Here is a 1,956-nt window from a genome sequence, read left to right as displayed (position 1 = left end):
GGGAGCAACGCGATTTTGTGAGGTCGGGTAAAAAAGTGCGATCGCTAAAACTTTCATTTCTGTATGAAGTAATTTTATTTGCAATTAATATAAGTAATTGCACGATAAATCATCTTGATGAGATATCTCAAAAAGATTGCTAGTAAATTATTTGACGATTATTTCCAAATATATCTGCAATAAGTCTTTAATGCTTAGTATAAATTATGGCAAAAAAGCAATTAAATACCAGATTGAAGTATAAAATTTATCAGGCAGCTTGGGGTTTGATAAATGAATTAAAGATAGAATCACAAAAATTATCCCAACTTTTAGCTATCCATTGACAACGCAGATGTAACATAATTTCTGCATTATTTTGTAACCAAAACTTACTGTTTCCTTTCATACGTAAATTAACAACTTGACGAATTAAACTTTCAACAGCACCACTACCAAGAGGTAATTTTCGAGACGCAACTTCGTTATACTTTAAAAGCCTGCGTCGGTAAGCTTTTAAAATATAGTTTCGCTCTCGTACCAAAATTTGAAGACGCTCTCCGCTTGCCCCAGAGATAAATTCATCCATATTTCTGATTAAATTTAGTGTTTGACCTTTCTTTAAAGTTTTTCGCGCCTTTTTAAACCATTGTTGTCGCTCATTATTTGTGCTAAATGCAGCATCAGCAAAGTCTTGTAAATGTGATGCTGCGTGATAAAAGTCTAATAATTGATAAGTTTCAAGTGGGCATTTTATTTTTTTTAGTAAAGGAGGAATGTGTATCCATATCCACTCTGCCCCATCAGCAATCAATAACACCTGCTTGGCTTCACTTATACCCAAATTTACCAAATACATCTCTAAAATTTTGAGGAATTCTTTATAACCAGAATACGTGCCATCATTAGTAATAGGTATTGCAGATGTTCTAATTTTTTTTCCTTGTTCATTTACTACATAAATTGTTAGTAACTTTGGCTCCATCCATTCACCAACAAAGCCATGACGGTTTGTTTTGTTACTGCGTCTACCTTTTTTATTGAACCTAATTTTAGTTCTTCCACCATCTACAGCGATCACCACTCGTTGGTCTTTGAGAACATTACTATTAGATAAGTGACCCATCTCCAGATTTAATATTTTTGATTGGCGTAAATTAATACCAATTTCACCAAAAAGGTAAGTCAGGCGCTCGATTCGTTTTAAACTAACATTTATTCCCCAATCTATTAGCGTCGAACGTGCTGCATCAAAAGAACTAGCTATTGCACCATATTTGGCAATTGTTGACCAGACCAAAGGGGTAATACCTTCAGACATCCCTAGCCACTTTAAAAACGGACAAAATCCTTGATTTGAGGTTTTTATTTTTGGCTCATTGAGCGGAAAATTATCAGATTCTTTGCTTGTGAGATTCCGTTCCAGTACATAAGGTAGGTTTAAAGTTACTCCGACATTTCCAATTGTTATTATTTCTCGCTTTTTATAACCATGTTTTTGTGTATTTATATTTCTCCATCCCTGTGTTTGACTAACAGAATAGTTCAAGATTTTTGAGGATATTGAAAGATTGTATAATAAAATAGCTATACATTGACCTGCTAAAATCATTGCCTGTTCTCTAATTTCTTCTTCTCGCTCTCTCAGCTTTTTTCCATTCCACTCTGTGATATTTGTAAATTCTAAAAGTTTTGTGATCTGTGAATGAAAACTTTTAACTGACTTGTTTAAATCAAGAGTTGCATTTATATTTTTTGCCATAAAAGGTAGACCTTAAAAGCCTGTAAACATTACTTAACAGGAATCCTACCTTGTTTTTGACACTCATAAATTTTTGCACACATCACCACACTTAAAATTCATTGAAATTTTATGTATTAATACGTACAATAATGTAATATATATTTTTTCTTACTGAAGAAAGTTGTTAGCGATCGCACCTTTTTCACCCAACCTCACAAAATCGCGTTGCTCCC

1 protein-coding gene is annotated in these 1,956 nt (G+C 33.3%); it reads right to left on the bottom strand.

From position 1 onward, the window contains the following. Window positions 1-250: 250 nt before the first annotated feature. Window positions 251-1,741 carry an ISLre2 family transposase gene (locus ACM0OY_RS40235; protein WP_414574274.1) on the bottom strand — a complete coding sequence of 497 codons (1,491 nt, stop codon included), beginning with the start codon at window positions 1,739-1,741 and terminating at the stop codon, window positions 251-253. Window positions 1,742-1,956: the final 215 nt, after the last annotated feature.

The organism is Nostoc sp. CCY 9925, from assembly GCF_963920935.1.
Lineage (GTDB): Bacteria > Cyanobacteriota > Cyanobacteriia > Cyanobacteriales > Nostocaceae > Nostoc.
The sequence above is the reverse complement of the archived record's forward strand: the minus strand, read 5'-3'. Positions and strand labels throughout refer to the sequence as shown.